General features: G+C 63.2%; 19 protein-coding genes. 5 read left to right on the forward strand and 14 right to left on the reverse strand.

Features of this window, described 5'->3' with window-relative positions:
* Positions 1 to 73 precede the first annotated feature (73 nt).
* Genes QUV21_RS06955 through QUV21_RS06970 form a run of 4 tightly spaced genes read right to left on the reverse strand, consistent with a single transcriptional unit; the run spans position 74 to position 2,365 of the window.
* Positions 74 to 523, reverse strand: coding sequence for a MarR family transcriptional regulator (locus tag QUV21_RS06955; RefSeq protein ID WP_300853912.1), 450 nt, complete (start codon positions 521 to 523; stop codon positions 74 to 76).
* Positions 520 to 1,350: a carbon-nitrogen hydrolase family protein gene (locus QUV21_RS06960; RefSeq protein ID WP_300854159.1), complete on the reverse strand. Its 831-nt coding sequence runs from the start codon at positions 1,348 to 1,350 to the stop codon at positions 520 to 522. Before QUV21_RS06960 ends, QUV21_RS06955 begins: the two co-directional genes overlap by 4 nt.
* Complete coding sequence (gene grxC / locus QUV21_RS06965; protein WP_300853913.1) at positions 1,350 to 1,607, reverse strand: glutaredoxin 3; 258 nt, start codon at positions 1,605 to 1,607, stop codon at positions 1,350 to 1,352. The genes QUV21_RS06960 and grxC overlap by 1 nt, the downstream gene beginning before the upstream one ends.
* Positions 1,608 to 1,642: 35 nt before the next feature.
* A complete protein-coding gene (locus QUV21_RS06970; RefSeq protein WP_300853914.1) occupies positions 1,643 to 2,365 on the reverse strand; it encodes a ComF family protein in 723 nt (240 codons plus the stop codon).
* Positions 2,366 to 2,388: 23 nt separating this feature from the next.
* Here QUV21_RS06970 and QUV21_RS06975 point away from each other — a divergent pair, with 23 nt between their 5' ends.
* Positions 2,389 to 3,228 carry an SAM-dependent methyltransferase gene (locus QUV21_RS06975; RefSeq protein WP_300853915.1) on the forward strand — a complete coding sequence of 280 codons (840 nt, stop codon included), beginning with the start codon at positions 2,389 to 2,391 and terminating at the stop codon, positions 3,226 to 3,228.
* A 54-nt stretch (positions 3,229 to 3,282) separates the two neighbouring features.
* Positions 3,283 to 4,383, forward strand: coding sequence for a ferrochelatase (gene hemH / locus QUV21_RS06980; protein WP_300853916.1), 1,101 nt, complete (start codon positions 3,283 to 3,285; stop codon positions 4,381 to 4,383).
* A 181-nt stretch (positions 4,384 to 4,564) separates the two neighbouring features.
* On the opposite strand, the gene QUV21_RS06985 is transcribed toward hemH, so the two are convergent.
* Positions 4,565 to 5,089 (reverse strand): L,D-transpeptidase, encoded by a 525-nt coding sequence (locus tag QUV21_RS06985; protein WP_300854160.1) that lies wholly within the window; start codon positions 5,087 to 5,089, stop codon positions 4,565 to 4,567.
* Positions 5,090 to 5,334: 245 nt separating this feature from the next.
* Between QUV21_RS06985 and QUV21_RS06990 the strand changes: the two genes are divergently transcribed.
* Positions 5,335 to 5,844 (forward strand): CAP domain-containing protein, encoded by a 510-nt coding sequence (locus tag QUV21_RS06990; protein WP_300853917.1) that lies wholly within the window; start codon positions 5,335 to 5,337, stop codon positions 5,842 to 5,844.
* A gap of 60 nt (positions 5,845 to 5,904) precedes the next feature.
* Here QUV21_RS06990 and QUV21_RS06995 read toward each other — a convergent pair whose 3' ends face one another.
* From QUV21_RS06995 to QUV21_RS07025, 7 genes are all read right to left on the reverse strand, one after another.
* Positions 5,905 to 6,405, reverse strand: coding sequence for a L,D-transpeptidase family protein (locus tag QUV21_RS06995; protein WP_300853918.1), 501 nt, complete (start codon positions 6,403 to 6,405; stop codon positions 5,905 to 5,907).
* A gap of 92 nt (positions 6,406 to 6,497) precedes the next feature.
* Positions 6,498 to 7,715: a class I SAM-dependent RNA methyltransferase gene (locus QUV21_RS07000; protein ID WP_300853919.1), complete on the reverse strand. Its 1,218-nt coding sequence runs from the start codon at positions 7,713 to 7,715 to the stop codon at positions 6,498 to 6,500.
* On the reverse strand, positions 7,712 to 9,565 hold the full coding sequence (locus tag QUV21_RS07005) for an ABC transporter ATP-binding protein (protein ID WP_300853920.1): 1,854 nt from the start codon (positions 9,563 to 9,565) through the stop codon (positions 7,712 to 7,714). The genes QUV21_RS07000 and QUV21_RS07005 overlap by 4 nt, the downstream gene beginning before the upstream one ends.
* Positions 9,562 to 11,409, reverse strand: a complete 1,848-nt coding sequence (locus tag QUV21_RS07010; protein WP_300853921.1) for an ABC transporter ATP-binding protein — start codon at positions 11,407 to 11,409, stop codon at positions 9,562 to 9,564. Before QUV21_RS07010 ends, QUV21_RS07005 begins: the two co-directional genes overlap by 4 nt.
* Before the next feature lie 178 nt (positions 11,410 to 11,587).
* Positions 11,588 to 12,733: a CCA tRNA nucleotidyltransferase gene (locus QUV21_RS07015; protein ID WP_300853922.1), complete on the reverse strand. Its 1,146-nt coding sequence runs from the start codon at positions 12,731 to 12,733 to the stop codon at positions 11,588 to 11,590.
* Positions 12,730 to 13,329 (reverse strand): CoA pyrophosphatase, encoded by a 600-nt coding sequence (locus QUV21_RS07020; protein ID WP_300853923.1) that lies wholly within the window; start codon positions 13,327 to 13,329, stop codon positions 12,730 to 12,732. The genes QUV21_RS07015 and QUV21_RS07020 overlap by 4 nt, the downstream gene beginning before the upstream one ends.
* The gene (locus QUV21_RS07025) at positions 13,326 to 14,312 is read right to left on the reverse strand and encodes an Hsp33 family molecular chaperone HslO (protein WP_300853924.1); all 987 of its coding nucleotides are present in this window, start codon (positions 14,310 to 14,312) and stop codon (positions 13,326 to 13,328) included. The genes QUV21_RS07020 and QUV21_RS07025 overlap by 4 nt, the downstream gene beginning before the upstream one ends.
* An 87-nt stretch (positions 14,313 to 14,399) precedes the next feature.
* On the opposite strand from QUV21_RS07025, the gene QUV21_RS07030 reads away from it, so the two are divergent.
* Positions 14,400 to 14,858 (forward strand): NUDIX hydrolase, encoded by a 459-nt coding sequence (locus QUV21_RS07030; protein ID WP_300853925.1) that lies wholly within the window; start codon positions 14,400 to 14,402, stop codon positions 14,856 to 14,858.
* Here the strand turns inward: QUV21_RS07030 and QUV21_RS07035 are convergent.
* The gene (locus tag QUV21_RS07035) at positions 14,823 to 16,142 is read right to left on the reverse strand and encodes a SpoIIE family protein phosphatase (protein WP_300853926.1); all 1,320 of its coding nucleotides are present in this window, start codon (positions 16,140 to 16,142) and stop codon (positions 14,823 to 14,825) included. The genes QUV21_RS07030 and QUV21_RS07035 overlap by 36 nt on opposite strands.
* A gap of 116 nt (positions 16,143 to 16,258) precedes the next feature.
* Here QUV21_RS07035 and QUV21_RS07040 point away from each other — a divergent pair, with 116 nt between their 5' ends.
* A complete protein-coding gene (locus QUV21_RS07040; protein WP_300853927.1) occupies positions 16,259 to 16,591 on the forward strand; it encodes an Hpt domain-containing protein in 333 nt (110 codons plus the stop codon).
* 8 nt (positions 16,592 to 16,599) lie between these two features.
* Here QUV21_RS07040 and ilvA read toward each other — a convergent pair whose 3' ends face one another.
* On the reverse strand, positions 16,600 to 17,847 hold the full coding sequence (gene ilvA / locus QUV21_RS07045) for a threonine ammonia-lyase IlvA (RefSeq protein WP_300853928.1): 1,248 nt from the start codon (positions 17,845 to 17,847) through the stop codon (positions 16,600 to 16,602).
* Positions 17,848 to 17,932 lie beyond the last annotated feature (85 nt).

Raw genomic sequence — 17,932 nt, forward strand, 5'->3', positions numbered from 1 at the left:
ACCTTCGCCAGCTTGCCCAAACCCCCTTTCGCCGTGACCTTTTGACCCCAGAGAAATCCGCGTGGACAGGCACTCAGGGGGCTGCGTCTTCCAGTTTGATCCGCAACTCCCGCAAGACGGAAAGCAAGGCGCGTACGCGGTCGGCACCAAGGGACTGCACCACCTCGGCAATCAGCGGCACGACCGTGGCCACCGCCGAATCGCGCGCGGCGCGGCCGGATGGGCTGATGGCCACGAACTTTTGTCGCGCATCCTCCCAATCGGGGCGGATATGGATGTGGCCGGCCCATTCCAGCCGGTTCAACGTGTTCGTCATCGCCCCACGGGTGACATGAAACGACTTCGCCAGCTGCGCCGGGGTGCGTTCGTCATTGATCCGCGCCAGATGGTTGAGGACCGAGAAATGCGACAGCTCCATCCCCTTCGGCAGCACCTTCGAGATGCGGTTGCGGGCCAGCTGATCGGCCATGAACAGTTCGCCAAACAGGGCAACGGCGGTGTCATCTGCCTTTTCCATGCTCATGGCCCGTCAAAGCCCCGGTCATGGGTCAAGGATGGCACGCGGTGTCGCGCCGCATCAACGCGGGCAAGGTCGATATCCACCAGCGTCACGCCCGGATCGGTTCCGCCATCGGCCAGAACCTCGCCCCACGGTGCCACGGCAAGCGAATGTCCATGGGTGCGCCGCCCCTTGCCTGCCGTTTCGGGGTGAAACCCGGTTTGCGCCGGGGCCAGCACGATACAGCCGGTTTCAATCGCGCGGGCGCGCAGCAGGGTTTCCCAATGCGCCGCCCCGGTGATGTGGTTGAACGCTGCAGGCACCGTCAGGATCTGCGCCCCGGCCTGCGCCAGACGCCGGTACAGCGCGGGAAACCGCAGGTCATAGCAGACCGTCATCCCAACCTTGCCGAACGGCGTTTCCGCCAGAACCGCACGGTTTCCCGGGCGGTAGCCTTCACTTTCGCGGTAAACCTCGGTTTCGGACACGTTCACGTCGAACATGTGGATCTTGTCATAACGGGCCACGACCCCGCCATCCGGCCCGATAAGAAAGGACCGGTTGGCAAAACGCCCGTCCGCGTCATGGGTCAGCACCCCAAGCGAGCCGATCAAGAGCCAGACCCCCGCCGCCTTCGCCTCGGCCCGCAGGGCGGCAAGGGTTTCGTCCGCCTCCTCATGCCGAAAGACGTGGCGCTGATGCGCGCGGCTGGAGGAGAGGCCGTTTGTCAGTTCCGGCGTCAGGATGAACCCGGCCCCCGCTGCCACCGCCTGACGCACAAGCGAAACGGTCACCGGCAGGTTCGCCGCCGGATCATCCGAAACCGTCAGCTGGATCAGCGCCGCTCGCATCATGCGGCCAGCAGCGGGTCAAGCTTGCCCGCGTGGTCCAGTGCATGCAGGTCATCCGACCCGCCGACATGCACCGATCCGATAAAGATCTGCGGCACCGTGCGGCGCCCATTCGCACGCTGCATCATCGCCGCCCGAAGCGCCGGATCACGGCTGACGTCAATTTCCGTGTAGGCCACACCCTTGCGGTCCAACAGCCGCTTGGCCGCATGGCAATAGGGGCAGAACGGGGTGGTGTAGATTTCGACAGGGTGCATGGCGGGAACCTCTTTCCCGTCCTGACTATAGGGATTCACGCGTCCTTCGCAACGCGCGCCAGCGCCAATACACTCACCGTTCGCGCCCCCGCCGAAAAAAGCACCTCGGTCGCCGCCGCGAAGGTGGCGCCCGAAGTCATGACATCGTCAACCAGCAGGATATCGCGGTCCTCGACCAGCCGATGCCGGCGTTTCGGCACCGAAAAAGCGCCAACCAGATTGGCAAAGCGGGCGTCGCGGCTGCGCCCTTCCTGCGTGCCGGTGGACCTGTGACGGATCAGCGCATCGGGGCAGTGGTCAAGGCCAGCCGCCCGCGCGACCCCCTTCGACAGCAGCGCCGCCTGATTATACTTGCGCCGCACCAGCCGGAACCAATGAAGCGGCACCGGCACCACCAGCATCCCCGGCAGCAGCATCGGCTGCCCTGCCTTCAGCATCCACCCCCCCGCCGGGCGCGCCAGATCCATCCGGTCGCCATGCTTCAGCGCCAGCACCAGCCTGCGCGCATTATCCCGGTAAAGCAAAGCCGACCGCCCCTGACCCCATGGCCGCGCGATTGTCATGCAATCATCGCAGATCACCCGTTCGCCCGTATCCGACCCGGGAAGCGGCACGCCGCACTGGTCACAAACCAGCCCGCCGATAAAGGGAGTGTCACGCCAGCAATCGCTGCACAGGCCAAAGTCACTGATGACGGGGGCCGCGCAACTGATGCATTGCGGCGGGTAAAGCAGATGCAGCGCGGCTTGCATTCCCATTCCGTCCCCCTAATGTCCCGGCGATGATCGCACCACCCACCCTGACCGACCGGCCCGCACTTCAGCGCCACCGCGCCCGCGCGTGCGGACTGCCCGGCCATGACGACGCGCTGTTTCTACACCGCGCCGCGATCGCCGACATTCAGGAAAGACTGCTTGAGGTTAACAGAACCTTTACAGCCCCCGCCATCGTAACCGGATTTCCGGCTGTCTGGCGCGAAATCGTTGGTGGTGCGCAGGTGGTTGACGATAGCGACGCCCTTGCCCTTACCCCGGGCGCACATGATCTGGTGATTCACGCGATGGGCCTGCATTGGGCCAATGACCCCCTTGGCCAGCTGGTCCAGTGCCGCCACGCCCTGCGCCCCGATGGCCTGTTCATCGCGGTCCTGCCGGGGGGGCGGACCCTGCACGAGCTGCGCTCCAGCCTTGCCGAGGCGGAAAGCCTTGTCACCGGGGGCCTGTCACCCCGCGTATTGCCAATGGCCGAGATCCGCGATCTTGGCGGGCTGATGCAACGGGCAGGTTTTGCGCTGCCGGTGGCCGACAGCTTTACCCAGACGGTGCATTATTCCACCTTTGCCACCTTATGTTCCGACCTGCGGGCGATGGGGGAAACCAACGCCCTTGCTGGGCGGCTGCGCCGGTTCACCGGGAAATCGGTCCTTGCCGCCGCCGAAGCGGTCTATCGCGCAAACTTTACCACGCGCGACGAAAAGCTTGCCGCGACCTTCGACCTTGTGTTCCTGACCGGATGGGCGCCGCATGACAGCCAGCAACAACCCCTGCGCCCCGGTTCGGCACGCACCCGGCTGGCCGATGCGCTGGGGGTGCCGGAAGAACCTTTGCCCAAGGGCGGTTGACCCGACCGCCACAGCCTATATGTCCCCGCAATGGGAATCTCGGAAAGTCGTGCCATGCTGGATGCAAAGCCCTCGGAAGCGGTTGAAGGACAGGTGAACCCGGGCGAGGGGCGGCTGACCCATGCGCCTGCCAACCATCCGCCCGTCCGCAAGGCAAAGATCGGTGTGCTGCTGGCCAACCTCGGCACGCCGGACAACTACGACTACTGGTCGATGCGCCGCTATCTGAACGAATTTCTGTCGGACAAACGCGTGGTCGATTACGCCAGCTGGAAATGGCAGCCCCTGCTGCAACTGATCATCCTGACCAAACGGCCTTTTTCATCGGGTGCCAATTACAAGCTGATCTGGAACCACGACCTGAACGAAAGCCCGCTTCTGACGATCACCAAGGCGCAGACCGCCGCAATTGCCGAAACCATCGCGGCACGACACGGCGCAGACATCATCGTCGATTTCTGCATGCGCTACGGCAACCCCTCAACCGAATCCAAGGTCCGCGCCATGGTCGAGGCCGGCTGTGAGAAGATCCTGTTCTTCCCGCTTTACCCCCATTACGCCGGGGCCACATCGGCCACCGCGAATGATCAGTTCTTCCGCGCGCTGATGAAGGAAAAGCGTCAGCCCGCCGTACGCACCGTGCCGGAATATTTCGACCACCCGCTTTACATCGACGCCTTGGCGCAATCGGTCACGGCGGCCTATGCCAAGCTGGACCACACCCCCGATGTGCTGGTGGCCAGCTATCACGGGATGCCACAGCGCTATCTGATGGAGGGCGACCCCTACCACTGTCAATGTGCCAAGACCTCCCGGCTGTTGCGCGAACGGCTGGGCTGGGAAAAGGGGGCAATCGACACGACCTTCCAGTCGGTCTTCGGGCCAGAGGAATGGCTGAAACCCTACACGGTGGAACATGTTGCCGAACTGGCAAAGGCGGGGAAAAAGCGGATTGCGGTGATGGCGCCAGCGTTTTCAGCCGATTGCATCGAGACGCTGGAAGAAATCAACGGCGAAATCCGTGAGGCCTTCGAACATGCTGGCGGGGAAAGCTTTACCTATATTCCCTGCCTGAACGACGAAGCGCCCCATATCGAAGCGCTGGTGTCGGTGATCGAGGAAAACCTGACCGGCTGGCTGCCGCGGCTGGAGTGACGCTGCGGACACCGCCACATTGACCGCGCGGTGATGTCATAGCCACCACCCGCAAGGCTCTGCCCAGTTCAGTAGAATTCTACCAAAATTGCGCCTGCTCTTTTCCGCAAATTCTCCACGGGAGGTCTGGAGGGTGTGAAACCCTCCAGTCTGCGGTTCATCTTGTACCCAGTGAAAGGCCTCAGATCAGCAAGACTTGCGTGCCGACCTTGGCCATTTCGAACAGCTCTTCGATGTGCTCGTTGTAAAGCCCGACGCAGCCATTCGACGACCGGCGACCGATCTTGCGGGTGTCGTGGGTGCCGTGGATGCGGTAATAGGTCCACGACAGATACAGCGCACGCGTGCCAAGCGGGTTGTCCTTGGCGCCGCCCTCGACCACATCGGGCCATTCAGGGTTGCGCTCTTTCATCGCTGGCGTCGGGCGCCAGGACGGGTTGACGACCTTCTGCACCACCGACGTCCGGCCACGCCGCGTCAGATCTTCCGACAGCGGCACCGAGCTTGGGTAAAGTCGATAGATCGACTGATCTTCCGACCAGTAATGCAACGCCCGTGACGTCAGATCGACCAGGATCGCCCCGCCACGCGTGTTGTCGAAATAGTCCTGCCACTGCAACATCCGGAAACTGGAGGCGTTGTTGCGCACGGTGCTGGACACTGGGGCCTGAAACTCGGTCGTGCCGTCTTGGGCAAGCGCTGGCATCGCCGCCAGCCCCGCAAAACCCATCGCACCACCTAAAAGGGCGCGGCGGCTGATAGGATCGTTGTCCACTGGAATTCTCCTGCTTTAGCCTCTTTGACGTGGCATATAGCGCTTCCACCCCTGCGCCGCAAATCAAACACCCGTCAGCTTCCGCCGATCGGCAAGAAGCCGGTTTGAACCCGCCGCCCGCTTTCGCTATGGAAGGGGGCGAAGCGCCGCCGAATGCGGCTTGAACGGTGGACCGAATGGAAAGACGCGTATTTCTGCTGCTGGGTGCCAGCCTTTCGCTTGCAGCCTGTGCCACGACGCCTCCGACGCTTGGGTCGGACGGCAGGCCATTGCCGAAAGTCTACACGATCAGTCCGGCCGATGAACGCGTGGTGTCGTTCCGCCTGCTTGATTCGGTTAACACCCTGCGTGCGGCAAGGTCGCTGACGCCTCTCAGCTTTGACGCCCGACTGAATGCCGCCGCCGCCACCCATTCCCGCGACATGTCGGTTCAGAACCGCCCGTGGCATTTCGGGTCAGACGGATCATCGCCCTATGTCCGCGCGCAGCGCAGCGGCTATACCGGGCGTCTGGTGGGTGAGTTGATTTCGGAAACCTACGAGACCGAGCTTGAAACCCTGTCCACATGGATGGCCAACCCGGACACCCGCGCCATCATCATGGACCCTTCCGCCAGATTGCTTGGCTTCGCGTGGTTCCAGGAACCAAGTGGCAAGATCTGGTGGACCTTGATGACAGGTGCCTGAGACGACGAAACGGACAGGTGATTTCCGCGTGAAGCTGAAAGCCCGTCCAAGCTGGCTTCGTCAGGGCAGGATATAGATCGGGGTGCCGGGCTCCACCATCGAGTAGACGACTTCCATTTCCTTGTCGGTGACAGCAACGCAACCCCAGGTCCAGTCCCGGCGGGAAATCGGCCGCTTCGGGCCACCATGAATGAAGATGTCACCCCCAGGAGATTTGCCTTCGGCCTCGGCAAAGGCGATGTCCTGCTCATTCGGATAGGACACCCGCAAGGACAGATGAAACTCCGAATTCGGGTTTTTGTGGGTGATGTAATAGCGGCCCTCGGGCGTCTTGCCGTCACCCTCGAACTGCTTGTGGCCATTGGGCGCAAAGCCCAGCGCGATATCGTGTGACTTCAGCACCTTGTCATTATGCAGCAAATACATCTTGCGGTCGGTCTTGTGGACCTGCAACTGAGTGACCGCTGGCCCGTTGTATTTGAGAAATTTTGTCTTCGGCGCGCCACAGGCCGCAAGGCCCAGCGCCAGCACCAGCATGGCCATCAATCGAATAAAACGCATTCCCGCCTCGTGCCGCTTCTTTTTTTCAAATCACTACAGGAATTTGCGCAATCTGCCTAGCAAAACGGACGGGCGGCCTAATCACGGATTTGTCAGATCGCGCGGCTGAAGCGGGCCACAAGTTCAACATGGGTTGACCAGCGAAACTGATCCACCACCTGCACCCAGTCCAGCGCGTAGCCCGCCGCGACCAGCATCTTCGCATCGCGCGCAAAGGTCACTGGGTTGCAGGACACCGCCGCGATCACGGGAACCACCGACCGCGCCAAGGCTTCGGTCTGCGCTTCGGCCCCGGCGCGGGGCGGGTCGATCACGGCCCCGGTGAAGGCGCGCAGCTCATCGGGTTCCAGCGGGCGGCGAAACAGATCGCGCGCTTCTGTGGTGACCCGGCGCAGCCCTTCGGCATGACGCGCGCCCAATTCAAGGGCCGCGACCATCGCCTTGTCCCCCTCGACCGCGTGAACCTCTGTCGTCGCAGCCAATGGCAGGGCAAAGGTGCCGACCCCGGAAAACAGGTCCACCACCCGCTTTTGCGGCCCAAGCGCCGCGCGCACCCCGGCCAGAAGCGCCGCTTCGCCTTCGGCCGTGGCTTGCAGGAAAGCACCGGCAGGCGGAACAACCATGGCCGCGCCAAACACTTGCGCCGGTCTGTCGCGCAGCGCCACCGCCTCACCATTCCATGTCAGACGCGAAAAGCCATGTGCCTCGACCACCCGCGCCAGTTCAAGTTGCAGGGCGCTGTCCAGTGGCTTGCCGCCGGTGACCACCACATCCACCCCGCCCTTCGTCGTGGTGATTTGCAGCGACAGTTCAGCCGTGCGCGACCCGCCCAGCATCACCAGCGCCTCCAGCCCCGGAAAGGCGGCCAAAAGCGCCGGGTACAGAAGCTGACAGTCCGGCACGGCAACCAGCGTATCCGATGCCCGGGCGTGAAAGCCAAGAAGGACACCGCCCTTGGTGCGGCGGGCCGAAAGCGTGGCGCGGCGGCGGGTTCCGGCGGGTGAGGTCACGACTGGCTTGAACGGCGCGGAAAGCCCCTGCCCGGCCAGGGCGATTTCGACAACCTGCTGCTTCCACCCCGCAACGAAGGCGTCCGAGGCGTGCTGCAACTGGCACCCGCCACAGGCCCGCGCATGGCGGCAAGGCGGCTTTACCCGGTCAGTCGAGGGGGTGACGATCTTCACATCCGTCAGGCGGTCGCCATCCGGCGTGCCTTCGACAACCTCGCCGGGCAAGACGCCCTGCACGAAGATCGGGCCGTCCGCGATACCATTGCCAAGGTGGCCCAGCCGGTCGATGGTAACCTTCACTCTGCCGCTTCCTGTTCGTCTTCGGTGCCGATGAAGCCGCCTGATTGCCGCTTCCAGTAGCGGGCGTAAAGGCCATCTTTCGCCAGAAGGTCGTCATGCGACCCGATTTCGACGATGCGGCCACGGTCAAGGACGATGATCCGGTCCATCTCGGCGATGGTCGAAAGGCGGTGGGCTATGGCAAGGACGGTCTTGCCGACCATCACCCTGGAAAGCGCTTCCTGGATCGAGGCCTCGACTTCGCTGTCGAGGGCGGAGGTGGCTTCGTCCAGCACAAGAATCGGCGCGTCTTTCAGGAAAGCGCGTGCAAGGGCGATGCGCTGGCGCTGGCCGCCGGACAGTTTCACGCCGCGTTCGCCAAGGAAGGCGTCATAGCCCTTGCGGCCTTGATGGTCGGCCATGTGGGCGATGAATTCATCCGCCTCGGCGGCCTTGGCGGCGGCGATGATCTCGGCCTCGGTGGCCCCCGGGCGGCCATAGGCAATGTTGTCGCGGGCCGACCGGTTGAACATCGCGGTTTCCTGCGTCACCATGCCGATCTGGCGGCGAAGGCTTTCCTGTGTGACGTGGCGAAGGTCGAGGCCATCGACGGAAATCGTGCCTTCCTCGGGGTCGTAAAGCCGCAGGAGGAGAGAGACGAGCGAGGATTTCCCCGCGCCACTGGCCCCGACGATGGCCAGCTTTTCCCCGGCGTGAACCGTCAGGTCGACATCGGCCACCCCACCACGTTCGCGGCCATAGGCAAAGCTGACGTGGTCAAACCGGATCTCGCCCTTGACGCGGGGCAGGGTCACGGCGTCGGGGGCGTCGGTCAGGGTGTGGGGGGCAGAGAGCGTGCGCATGCCGTCTTCGACTTCGCCAACGCTGGTATAGATGCTCATCAGCGTGAAGCTGACCCAGCCTGACATCTGCGCGATCCGCATGGCGATGGCACCCGAGGCGGCGATGTCGCCTGCCGTCGCCTGCCCCTGTTGCCAAAGCATGACCGTGCCGCCGATCAGCAACACCGGCAGGACGCCGGCCAGCAGCATGAGCGAAAAGCGGAACCAGGTAGAGATGACGCCGAATTCAAGGCTGCGGTCGCGGAAAACCTCCATCGCGTCCAGCGCCACGCGGTCTTCAAACGCGGCATGGGCGAAAAGCTTGACCGTCTTGATGTTGGTGATCGTATCGACGACCTGCCCCGAAACCATCGCGCGCGACGACGCGCGGGCGGCGGAGTTCTTGCGGATCATCGGCATGAAGTAGCGGATCAGCAGGACATATGCGACCAGCCAGACCAGAAGCGCCCCGGCGACGCGCAGGTCCACAAGCACAAGAAACGCCACCGACCCGATGACCGAGGCAAGGGCAAAGCAGACGGTGTTGATGACTTCCGTCGCCACATCCGTGACCGCCCGCGCGGCCTGCATCTGCTTTTGCGCGATGCGACCGGCGAAGTCGTTGTCAAAGAAGGTAACGGCCTGCCCCAGGGTCCAGCGGTGCAGGCGCGACAGGACCAAAGGCATCACATTCGGGCCGATGATGATGCTGTTTGACGCCGAGGAAATGGCAAAGGCCAAAGGGCGCAACAAAAGGTAGAAGGCCAGAAACCATGCCATCAGCGACCAGTGGTCGGTGAAGAACCCGGCCGGGCTGGTGGTGACGGCGGCGTCAACCACCCAGCCAAGGATCAGGGCAGAGACAACCTCGGTCACGCCTGCCAAAGACGAAAGCACCCCGGCCACAAGCAGCATGGGCCACGACCCTGCAAGACACCAGCGCATGAAAGCGCCAAGGCTTTGCGGCGGATTGCCTTCCGCGGGGCGGAAGGCATCAATCGCATTGCCAAGCCGGATCAGGGAACTCACTCTGCCGCGTCCTCTTCCAGCCCGATGAACCCGCCCGATTGGCGCGCCCAGAAACGGGCATATAGCCCGTTCTCCCGCAAAAGCACGGAATGAGGGCCATCTTCCGCCACCTGACCATCTTCCAGAACGACAATCCGGTCCATGGCTGCAATCGTGGAAAGCCTGTGCGCAATGGCGATCACGGTCTTGCCCGCCATGACCCCATAAAGCGCCTCTTGAATGGCGGCCTCAGCCTCCGAGTCCAGGGCGCTGGTCGCTTCATCCAGAATCAGGATCGGCGCGTCCTTCAGGATCACCCGCGCCAGCGCCACCCGTTGCCGCTGGCCGCCAGACAATTTCACGCCGCGCTCACCGACATGGGCGTCATAGCCCTTGCGGCCCTGCGGGTCTTCCAGCGTCAGGATAAAATCATGCGCCTCGGCCTTTCTGGCGGCGGCGATCATTTCGGCCTCGGTCGCGTCGGGGCGGCCATAAAGGATGTTGTCGCGCACCGACCGATGCAGAAGCGACGAATCCTGCTGCACCATGCCGATCTGCTGACGCAGCGAGTCTTGTGTGACATCGGCAATGTTCTGGCCGTCAATCAGGATGGCCCCGGATTCGGTATCGTAGAACCGCAGGATCAGCTTGACCAAGGTGGACTTGCCCGCACCGGAACGGCCAACAACGCCGATCTTCTCGCCGGCGCGGATGGTCAGGGAAACGTCTCTAAGCCCGCCAAAACCGCGCCCGTAATGGTGGCTTACGTCCCGCAGTTCCAACAGGCCGTCGCGGAACATCAGCGGTTTTGCGTCTGGCTTGTCGACCAAGGATACGGGTTGGGCGATCGTCTCCATCCCTTCGGCCAATGTGCCAAGGTTCTGCACAAGATTGGTCGAGGCCCACATGATCCAGTAGGTCATCGAGTTGATCCGCAGCACCAGCGCCACCGCCGCCGCGACCACGCCGACCGTTGCCGTGCCATCCGCCCAGAACCAAAGCGCCAGACCACCGACGCCCATGATCATCAACCCGTTCAGGAAGGTCAGCGCCACATCCATCTTGGTGACGATGCGCATTTCCGTCTGGAAGGTCTGGCGCGACTTTTCGATCGCCTCCTTGGCATAGTTCACCTCGGCGTCCTGATGGGCGAACAGCTTGACCGAGTGGATGTTGGCGTAACTGTCCACCACCCGCCCAGTGACCGCGCTTCGCGCATCGGATGAGGCTTTCGAGGCCGGGCCAGCACGGCGGATCGTCCAGCGCATGAGCGCAAGGTAGCCGATCACCCACAAGATCAGCGGCACCATCAGACGCGGGTCTGATCCCGCCAGCATCAACAGCGCGCCGATGAAGGTGGCTGCGGCGAAGGCGGCCATGTCAAAGACCTGAAACACCGCCTCACCCGCAGCAGGGGGGGCCTGCATGATGCGGTTGGCGATCCGGCCGGCAAAATCGCTTTCGAACCAGCCAACCGGCTGGCGCAGAACATGCCGGTGCGCCCGCCAACGCATCATCGTGCCGAAGTTGGTCAGGATGGTGTTGTGCAGAAGGCCCACCGACCCACCCGCCACCAAGGGGCGGACGAACAGGATGACAAAGGCCACGGTCAAAAGTTCAACCCAATGTGCGGCCAGAAAATCAGCCGGAGTCTGGCCTGTCATCAGGTCAACCAACCGGCCCAGGTACCAGATCAGGCCAACGTCCAGGACGGCATTGCCGACTGAAAACATCGCGGTAAAGGCAAAGACACCTTTGAACGGGCGGACATAGTCCTTCAGGAATGGCCAAAGCCTTGTGGGCGGGGCGTCCTGTTCGGCATAGGGCTGATAGGGATCGACTAGGTTTTCGAAGAAACGGAACATGGGGGGAACCCGAAGATAAAGTGCAGCGATGGGGTGAAGCGGTGCCTGCAAGCGACCACCACGACGGGACCGGTCAACTCAGGCTGAGCGAGGCGAAATCCCGTGATCCATGCTGGTCTCCTTCTTGGGTGGGCCATGGGTAGCGCAGTCGTGGCGACTTGTCACCCCCCTGCCGGGGTCAGGATTTCAGCAGGTCGTCGCGGGTCAGGCGCAGCCCGCTGGCCAGCCATCGCGCCTCCAGCGCCTTCAGCCGCGCGCCCAGTGCAGCGCCCTCCAGACCCGGCATCAAATCGGCCGCAGTCACCGGAAGCACCGCCGCCGCACCCCGCGAAACCTCGGCCTGCCAGTCAGCAGACGGCGGGCCGCCAAGAACGGCCGCCCGCGCAAGCACGGCATCGGTGCCAAGGTCGGCACCCAGCCGCCAGCCCAGCGCGGCGGGGCTGTCCATCCCCGATACGGCGGCAACAAGTGCTGCCAGATCGCGGGTTTCCGGGCGCGAAAGGCGCAAAGCGGTGTCCACCGCCTGCCCCCCCAGCACGACCAGACGCCGCAGCCAGCGCGGCGGGGCGCTGGCCTCCAGATGAACAAGGGGCGCAAGGGCGCGGTGATCCGCCCCCGGCAGAACCTGCGCCAGAACGCCAGAGGCCGCCATCGCCGCCACCGCTGGCGAAGGGTCACGCGCACCCAGAAGTTTGCGCATCTCGGCACCGATCCGTTCACGCGAAATCGTCTCTAACCCGGCGGAAAATGCGGCACAGGCCGCCAGACCTTCGGCATCAAGACCAAGGGTCGGATCACCATAACAGGCATGAAACCGGAAGAACCTCAGGATGCGCAGATAGTCTTCGCGGATGCGCGCCTCAGCCTCGCCGACAAAGCGGACGCGACGGGCAAGGGTGTCGGACAGGCCGCCAAGCGGGTCCAGCACATTGCCCAGGGCATCGGCGTAAAGCGCGTTCATGGTGAAATCACGCCGGGCCGCGTCTTCCTCGATATGTGTGGAGAAGGCGACTACGGCGCGGCGGCCATCGGTTTCGACGTCACGGCGAAAGGTTGTCACCTCATGCGCGCGGCCGTCGGCAAGCACCGTCACGGTGCCATGTTCAATTCCGGTCGGCACCGCCCGAAAACCGGTGTTTTCCGCTATGTTCGAGACTGTTTCGGGCAAGGCATCGGTGGCAAGATCGGTATCCGCCACCGGCAAGCCAAGCACGGCGTTGCGGACGCAGCCACCGACGAACAGCGCCCGGTAGCCCGCAGATTCCAGCGCCGCCAGCAGCGCGCGGGTTCCCCGGTGTTCAAGCCAATCGCCCGCAACCTTCATGCCTGCACCCGTTCAGCCAACCCCCGCAGGATACGCGCGGTGGCCCCCCAGATGTAATAGGGGCCATATGGCACCGCATAATAGCGCCGCCATTCCCCCATCCAGCGCCGTTTCTGGATGGAATACAGGCCCGGCGTCAGAACATGCGCCAGCGGCACGACAAAGACCTCATCCACCTCGCCCGCCTCTGGCACTGGCTGAAATTCGCCCCGGACCAGACCGACAAACGGCGTGACGGCAAAGCCTGTCACCGTCTCATGGACCGGCAGGGTGCCGATAATGTCCACCTGCGCCGGATCAAGGCCGATCTCTTCGCGCGTCTCGCGCAGGGCGGCAGCCTCTGGCCCGGCGTCGGTGTCATCGACCTTGCCACCGGGAAAGGCGATCTGCCCAGGGTGATGGCGCAGCCGCGATGACCGCTTGGTCAGGATCACCCCGGCCCCTTCCGGCCGCAGCCAGACCGCCATCAAGACGGCAGCCGGGCGCAACAGCCGCGCCTCGGCAAGCCGGATATCCGGGTTCAGGTCGAAATCGGACGAAGGCCCGGCCGGGCGGGACAGGGCAAGCCGCAATCCCGCCTCTGCCGGACAGATCATGGTGCGCCGGTTCCCTCGAACCCAAGCGTTTTCGGGTCCATCTCGTAATGCGCGCCGCAGAACTGGCAATCGGCAGTCACGATGCCAGCGTCGGTCGTCATCTTCGAGATGTCCTTCTGGCTGTAGATCGACATGGTGTTGCGCACCTTGTCTTCCGAACAGGAACAGCCAAACCGCACCGGGGTAGGGTCAAACACGCGCGGACCTTCTTCGTGGAACAGCCGCACCAGCAGATTTGTCGGCGCGACAGAGGGGCCGATCATCTCCAGCTCTTCAACCGTGTCCAGTAGCAGGTTGGCCCGTGTCCAGTTTTCCGAATCCGCCCCGCCCAGAATATCGGCGTGGGTCAGCAAGCCGCCGGCACCGCTGCCCTGATCCGCCGCGACGCCACCAACGGCGGGCATGTGTTGCAGCATCATGCCGCCAGCGCGCCACTGTGCCGGGCGGCCGGGTTCCGTGCTGCGGCCGAAGGCCACCGAAAACCGGGTCGGAATCTGCTCGGACTGGGCGAAATACGTCTCTGCACAGGCGGAAAGTGACCCGCCAGCAATCGGGGTGAAACCCTGATAAGGGACCATGCCTTCGCCCTGATCCAGCATCACCGCGAAATACCCGTCGCCAATCTGGCTGAACGGATTGTCGGTGTCTTCCAGACGGTCAGCGTCATAGCTGGCATAGGCGCGGATGCGCCCAGGCTCGCCCTCGGCGCTGGGGCCGTAGTAATCGGTTGCAATCAGCCGGGCCGCACCCTTGCCGCGCACTTGCAGCGAGAGCTTCCAGCGCAGCTTGATGGTCTGGCCGATCAGCGCGGTCAGAAGCGCCGCCTCGGCGACCAGCGCCTCGATGACGGGGGGATAGGTATGCTGCTTCAGAACCTGATCCAGCACCCCGTCCAGCCGCGCGACGCGGCCACGGATGCCCGAGGCGTCAAGTTGAAACGGCAGGACGGTATCGTCCCAAGCGATTTGCGAACCAATGGTCATGGAGAGTCCCGGGGGGTTTCATGAGGCTGCCAGTCTTGGCATATCGCGGCTATATAGGCACATCAACCGCAGGTCCAAGGGGGCAAGATGATCCGACGTTATGGCGACCCCGCCGAAATCGGGCGGCGCTACACCCGAAGACCGGGCGTTTACGCGATCTTGCTGCACGGCGATGACATCCTTGCGACCCATCAGGCGGCCCCTGTGCCAGAGCTTCAGCTGCCCGGCGGCGGGATCGACAGGGGGGAACATCCGATCCCCGCGCTGCACCGCGAAGTGTTTGAAGAAACAGGCTGGAAGATCGAAGTGACCCGCCGTCTGGGGGCGTTCCGGCGGTTCACCTACATGCCGGAATATGACCTGTGGGCCGAAAAGCTGTGCGCTGTCTATCTGGCGCGCCCGGTGCTGCGGCTTGGCCCCCCGTCAGAGGCCGGGCATACGGCAATCTGGCTACCGGTAAAGGAAGCCGTCCTGCAACTTGGCAATCCGGGGGACCGGGCGATGCTGGCCTCACTCCGCCTCAAGGATCTCCAGCGCGACGGCTGAAAGGTCGTCAGGAAACGAATCGCTTCCCGACAGGGCGACAATATCCCAGACCAGCGCCTCCAGCATGTCTGCGCCGGAAAGGCTGGCGGATTTGGTCAGACTGCGGATCAGGCCGTCTTCGCCGAAATCCCCACCGCCCGGAAGCGGACATTCGGTGAAACCGTCCGAGACCAGAACCAGACGGTCGCCCGGCTGAACCGCAATATCGCAGCGTTCATAGGTCGCGCCAGGGATCAACCCGACCGGCAGCCCGCCATTGCCAAGCTGCTCCACCACCCCAGAGCGGCGGATCAGCAGTGGGTGCGGATGCCCGGCCTGCACCAGACTGAGGATCCCGGTGCTGCGATCAACAACGGCGAAGACCATCGTGAAATACTGTTCGGCCTGAATTTCTTCCAGCATCAGCCGGTTGAACCGTTCGGCCACAGCTTCGGGGGGCAAAAGCGCCTGTATCCCATTGGCGTCCCGGCCAAAGGCAAGGTTCTGTTCGGGCGAAGACCCGGTCAGAAACCCCGCCAGCCGCGCTGTCATCATGGCCGAGGCGACACCGTGGCCGGAAACGTCGATCGAATAGACCGCGACGCGTTGGTCATCCACACGGAAACTGCCCACCAGATCACCGCCCACCCGGCCCGAGTTCCGCAGCAAAAGCGATGCCCGCGTCCAGCCATAGTCACGCACCCGGTCACGGACCAGCGTCTGTTGCAGCTTTCGCGCCTCGATCAGGTCTCGGTCCAGCGAATCATAAAGCTTCTGCAATTCAACCAGCGTGCTGACGATCACCCGGTTCTTGGCCAGAAGCTCCGCCTGCATGGCCAGCGTCCGTTCCCCCGCCCGCAACCGCGCGCGCAGTTCATTGCTGGAAACCGGCTTGGTCAGGAAATCATCCGCCCCCGCCTCCAGCCCGCCAGCGATTTCCGTCTTTTCGGACTTGGAGGTGAGAAGGACGAAGTAGCCATAGCTTTCACGCCCCAGGTTTCTGAATTTCCGACAGAATTCCAGACCCGTCATGCCAGGCATCATCCAGTCGCTGATGACGATATCCACCTCGGCACCCGTGCAAACCTCCAGTGCGGAGGCGGCATCTTCGCATTCCGTCACCAGATAACCCCAGCGGCGCAACTGCACCGACAAGATATGACGCTGCGCCCGGCTGTCATCCACGACAAGCACATGACGAGGCCGGGCCGCCCCCGGCTCTGCCATTGCTCCGGGCCAATCTGCCAATGTCTGACTTGCCAGCACGTCCTGCTCCTGCCGCATCCAGCCGGGACGTTGACTCATGCCCCTTAACGCATCGTGAAACCTAAAATTGCGCGGGCTTCGCTGCGCCCCGGCCACGAATTGTTAACGTCATTTCGGGCAGATTGCGTCCTGGGTTGCGGATGGGGAACGATGTCATGATTGATTGGAAAAGGGTGGAAGAACTGCGCGGTGAAATCGGTGCCGACGGGTTTGCCGAAGTCGCTGACATGTTTCTGGAAGAGGCAGATCAGGCCGTGAAGGCCATGTTGGCAGGGCTGCCAACGGCCGAGGTTGAGGGTCAGTTGCACTTCCTGAAAGGCAGCGCACTGAACCTTGGGTTCGCCGACCTTGCCGCCTTCTGCCAGGATGCTGAACGAAAGGCCGCCTCCGGCCATGGCGCTTCGGTTGATACCAGCCGGATTGCGGCGGTCTATCACGCGTCCCGAAAACAGTTGCTGGACGACCTTGCCAAGGTCAACGCCGCCTGATCTGGCCCTTAGATCAGAAACTCTGACAGCGCCTCATCTGCCGTGATGTCGCGGAAGGCCAGACCAGCCGCGTCCATCCGGTCGGTAAAGGCCCGAAAGCCACCGGCATCCTTGGTTTCGATGCCGATCAGAACCGACCCGAAGTTGCGTGCGGATTTCTTGAGGTATTCGAACCGGGTAATGTCATCTTCCGGCCCAAGCATGTTCAAGAACTCGCGCAGCGCGCCCGGCCGCTGCGGCATGCGCAGGATGAAGTATTTCTTCAGCCCCGAATAGCGCTGCGCCCGCTCCTTGACCTCGGGCAGCCGCTCAAAATCGAAATTTCCACCAGAAGTGACGCAGACCACCGTCTTGCCCTGGATCACTTCTGCCAGTTCCGGCAGCACATCCACCGAAAGCGCCCCTGCCGGTTCCAGCACGATTCCTTCGACGTTCAGCATTTCCAGCATGGTGACGCAGATCCGGTCTTCGGGCGCAAGCAGCACCTGATCAGGGCGCACCCAATCCAGCATCCGGTAGGTGTTGTCGCCCAGTCGCGCCACGGCGGCACCGTCGACAAAACTGTTGACGCGCGGCAGCTTGACCGGCCCGCCTTCACGCAGGGCCGCCATCAGGCTGGCCCCGCCCAACGGTTCCACAAAACGGAAATCAGTGGCAGGCGCCATCTCGCGCAGATAGGCGGTGACGCCAGACGCCAGCCCCCCGCCACCAACCGGCAGGATCACCAGATCCGGCGCACGGCCAAGCTGCTCCAGCATCTCAAGGGCAACGGTCGCCTGTCCTTCGATCACATCGGGGTCATCGAAGGGCGACAGGAAATGCGCACCTTTTTCGGCGCAAAAAGCCTGCGCGGCGGCAAGGGTCTGGTCGAAGTAATCGCCGGTCAGCGTGATGGTCACCTGATCGCCACCAAACACCCGGGTCTTGTCGATTTTCTGCTGCGGCGTGGTGACCGGCATGAAGATCGTGCCATGCACCCCGAAATGACGACAGGCATAGGCGACGCCCTGGGCATGATTGCCGGCGCTGGCACAGACAAATTCCTGCTGTCCCGGCTGGCGCTGCCGCACCTTTCGCATGGCATTGAACGCGCCGCGAATCTTGTAGCTGCGCACCGGGGTCAGGTCTTCACGCTTCAGCCAGATATCGGCTCCATAGCGCGCGGACAAATGTTCGTTGCGCTGCAACGGCGTTTCGGGAAACAGCGCTCGCAGGGCGCCTGCCGTCTGTTTCACCGCCTGATTGAGTGCTGACATGCGGGCTTTACACCTTGAGTTTATGGACGTTGCCCAACTTTCGCCATGATCTGGCGGAGCCTTAGGGCAAGAAGATCATCCAATC

Origin of the sequence: Tabrizicola sp. (assembly GCF_030373185.1) — a bacterium.
Classification (GTDB): Bacteria; Pseudomonadota; Alphaproteobacteria; order Rhodobacterales; family Rhodobacteraceae; genus Tabrizicola.

Excerpts from the sequence above, each read along its gene's own strand:
- QUV21_RS06955 (WP_300853912.1), bottom strand. The coding sequence starts at position 523 with ATGAGCATGGAAAAGGCAGATGACACCGCCGTTGCCCTGTTTGGCGAA.
- QUV21_RS06960 (WP_300854159.1), bottom strand. The coding sequence starts at position 1,350 with ATGCGAGCGGCGCTGATCCAGCTGACGGTTTCGGATGATCCGGCGGCG.
- grxC (WP_300853913.1), bottom strand. The coding sequence starts at position 1,607 with ATGCACCCTGTCGAAATCTACACCACCCCGTTCTGCCCCTATTGCCAT.
- QUV21_RS06970 (WP_300853914.1), bottom strand. The coding sequence starts at position 2,365 with ATGGGAATGCAAGCCGCGCTGCATCTGCTTTACCCGCCGCAATGCATC.
- QUV21_RS06975 (WP_300853915.1), top strand. The coding sequence starts at position 2,389 with ATGATCGCACCACCCACCCTGACCGACCGGCCCGCACTTCAGCGCCAC.
- hemH (WP_300853916.1), top strand. The coding sequence starts at position 3,283 with ATGCTGGATGCAAAGCCCTCGGAAGCGGTTGAAGGACAGGTGAACCCG.
- QUV21_RS06985 (WP_300854160.1), bottom strand. The coding sequence starts at position 5,089 with ATGCCAGCGCTTGCCCAAGACGGCACGACCGAGTTTCAGGCCCCAGTG.
- QUV21_RS06990 (WP_300853917.1), top strand. The coding sequence starts at position 5,335 with ATGGAAAGACGCGTATTTCTGCTGCTGGGTGCCAGCCTTTCGCTTGCA.
- QUV21_RS06995 (WP_300853918.1), bottom strand. The coding sequence starts at position 6,405 with ATGCGTTTTATTCGATTGATGGCCATGCTGGTGCTGGCGCTGGGCCTT.
- QUV21_RS07010 (WP_300853921.1), bottom strand. The coding sequence starts at position 11,409 with ATGTTCCGTTTCTTCGAAAACCTAGTCGATCCCTATCAGCCCTATGCC.
- QUV21_RS07015 (WP_300853922.1), bottom strand. The coding sequence starts at position 12,733 with ATGAAGGTTGCGGGCGATTGGCTTGAACACCGGGGAACCCGCGCGCTG.
- QUV21_RS07020 (WP_300853923.1), bottom strand. The coding sequence starts at position 13,329 with ATGATCTGTCCGGCAGAGGCGGGATTGCGGCTTGCCCTGTCCCGCCCG.
- QUV21_RS07025 (WP_300853924.1), bottom strand. The coding sequence starts at position 14,312 with ATGACCATTGGTTCGCAAATCGCTTGGGACGATACCGTCCTGCCGTTT.
- QUV21_RS07030 (WP_300853925.1), top strand. The coding sequence starts at position 14,400 with ATGATCCGACGTTATGGCGACCCCGCCGAAATCGGGCGGCGCTACACC.
- QUV21_RS07035 (WP_300853926.1), bottom strand. The coding sequence starts at position 16,142 with ATGAGTCAACGTCCCGGCTGGATGCGGCAGGAGCAGGACGTGCTGGCA.
- QUV21_RS07040 (WP_300853927.1), top strand. The coding sequence starts at position 16,259 with ATGATTGATTGGAAAAGGGTGGAAGAACTGCGCGGTGAAATCGGTGCC.
- ilvA (WP_300853928.1), bottom strand. The coding sequence starts at position 17,847 with ATGTCAGCACTCAATCAGGCGGTGAAACAGACGGCAGGCGCCCTGCGA.